This is a genomic window from Leucobacter sp. NPDC077196 (genome assembly GCF_040687075.1).
In the GTDB taxonomy this organism is placed as follows: domain Bacteria; phylum Actinomycetota; class Actinomycetes; order Actinomycetales; family Microbacteriaceae; genus Leucobacter.
Genome location: NZ_JBFBML010000041.1, coordinates 1 through 2,456, shown reverse-complemented (window position 1 = coordinate 2,456; position 2,456 = coordinate 1). Strand labels below are relative to the sequence as shown.

1 protein-coding gene is annotated in these 2,456 nt (G+C 64.3%); it reads right to left on the bottom strand.

From position 1 onward, the window contains the following. Positions 1–817: 817 nt before the first annotated feature. Entirely contained in the window at positions 818–2,299 is a 1,482-nt protein-coding gene (gene nylA / locus AB0O71_RS15390) for a 6-aminohexanoate-cyclic-dimer hydrolase (RefSeq protein ID WP_234001864.1), read from the bottom strand. Positions 2,300–2,456: the final 157 nt, after the last annotated feature.

Sequence of the window (2,456 nt, the reverse complement as noted above, 5' to 3'; positions counted from 1 at the left end):
CGCTCGGGTTCCGGAACCTCACGAACTACATCGCGAGGTCGTTGCTCGAGGCTGGTGGGTTCAGACCGGTTCTACACTCACAAATGCGATGAGCCCGTTTACTGGCCGGGATCGTTACACCACTCTACGGGGCACTACTACTTCCGCAGCATTTCGTAGACCTCATCGTCGTAGGCGCGGGTGCGCTGGAGGTCGGCGTCCCAGAAGGACACCCCGGAACGAAGGCGATCGGCGACGTGCCCGATCCTGTGATCGCTGATCGGCCCGGCAGGTGTCGGACCTTGACCAGGAATTCCCCCATACAATGCTCCCCCTCGGCCGAGCCCAGGGCTCGACCGACCCCTTCGAGCGAGCAGGCCCCGCAACGCCCACGGCACGGAGAAAGGATGGAGCCGGGAGGCCCCGAAGCGTGGGATCGGCTGAACCCTGGGGCACCATGCGCGCCAGCCCCCTCTTGCCTGCCGTCGACTGGAAGAGCCCCACGACCGGCTCGATCTGGCCGGCGCATGCTCGAGCGGTACGGCAAGTGGAATACGGCAAGCTCTTCAGTCGGTGGGCGGCGGCCGGGTGTGGGAGCGTCTGATCGACGAACTGACGAAGGATTGAGACACTCAGTACCTGATGCTAAGCTCGACCGTGGTGCGAGCTCACAAGCAGGCGACGACAGGCCGGGGTTCCAGCACAGAAAAGAGTGGCCTCAATCCGGCTGTGGGGCGTCCCCGAGGCGGACCTTCACTAAGGCGGTGTGGGGTGCCAGTTGGGGACGAAACCTGGGCCCGGCCCGTATCTGTCGGCCGGACCCCATCTCCCGCAAGCATCAGGCCGCTGGGATCTTCCGCGACGGGTTCAGCAATTGGGGCCGCCGAGCGACCCATGGCAGCGCCCCTTCCAACTGCGCGGCCACCTGAAGGAGGAGGTCCTCGCGTCCATAGGCCGCGACGATCTGCACCCCAATCGGCATCCCATCGCTAGACATGCCGATGGGGAGGGAGATAGCCGGCTGCCCCGAAACGTTGAAGGGAACGGTGAAGGCCAGCATCCGCAGACTGCCCGAGATAAAGGCGGACTGACGCCCTTCCAAGTCGGTTCCCTTGGCGAGCATGAGTTCCCCAATTTCCGGCGTCTGACGCGTTACAGTCGGCAAGATCAGGAGGTCCCAACCCGCCTCCCACCAACGCTCCACCTTCCCAGCGTAGTATCGAAGCTCGTCCACGCACGCGGCGAAGGCGCGCCCCGTGACTTGGTCTGCGCGTTTGACCATTTCCCAACTGGTCCACTCAACGTCATCCTCCGTCAGCGGCCGGCCGATCAGTTCTCCGTTGCGTTCGATCTCTCGCGCGATCACGACGTCGGTGATCGGCGAGAGGTCCTTGAGGAAGGACCGATCGCCGAGCGCCTCTGGGTAGGCGTCGTTCACGTCATGGCCGAGCGCGGCAAGCGCCGCAGCGGCGCCCCGTGCCGCCGCGGCGCATTCCGGATCCAGAGCGAAGTCGCCAACGGGGTTGTGGGTCAGGACCCCCACGCGGAGACTGCCCGGATTCTCGCTTATGCCCTGGGCGTAGGGCCGTGACGCTGTCGGTGCGCAGAACGTGTCGCCCGGCCGATGGCCGCTGACGACGTCCAGTAACGCCGCGATGTCCCGCACGCTTCGCGCAAAGAGGCCTTCATGGGCGGTTCCTGCGACGTTGTCTGAATCAGTGACCAAGGGGCCTGGGGATATCCGCCCACGCGTCGGCTTGAGGCCGACGACGCCGCAGACGCTGGCAGGTATGCGCACGGAACCTGCCGCGTCATTGCCGTGCGCAACCGGTGACAGAGCCGCGGCTACCGCAGCCCCTGAGCCGCCGCTGGATCCGCCAACCGACCGTCCGAGGTTCCAAGGGTTCCGAGTGGCGCCCCACGCTTCGGGCTCCGTCGTTATCTGGTTGCCCATCTCCGGTGTATTCGTTTTGCCGAGCAAAACGAACCCCGCCGCGCGCATCCGCTGCACGAAATAGGCATCGTGGTCGGCTCTGTAGCCGGACTCTTTCATGCCTTTGATGCTGGACGTGTTGATATCGCCTTGGCTCACGACGGTGAGGTCCTTCAGAAGATAGGGCACGCCAGCGAAGGGCCCGGAGGCCAACTCGCTCTCACGCCGCGCCTTCTCAAAGAGCGGGATGATGACGGCATTGATCTCTGGGTTCACAGCTTGGACATGAGCGATCGTCGCCTCCAGCAGTTCGGTCCGGCTTATCTCTCCCGAGCGCACGAGTTCGGCCTGGGCCGTCGCATCCTGCCAAAGGTCCACCTTGCTCACTGTCGCGCTCCTTCTGCTGGTCTAAGCCGCGTGGACAATAACCTACCGCGACAGCTCCGGCGGGTCAAGTCCCGTGGAGTGGTGTAACCGTTTCGTGATCCTTCAAGGATGTGGGGGCTAGTTTTCGTTGTGATTGCAGATGCTCGCGACGAGCTCA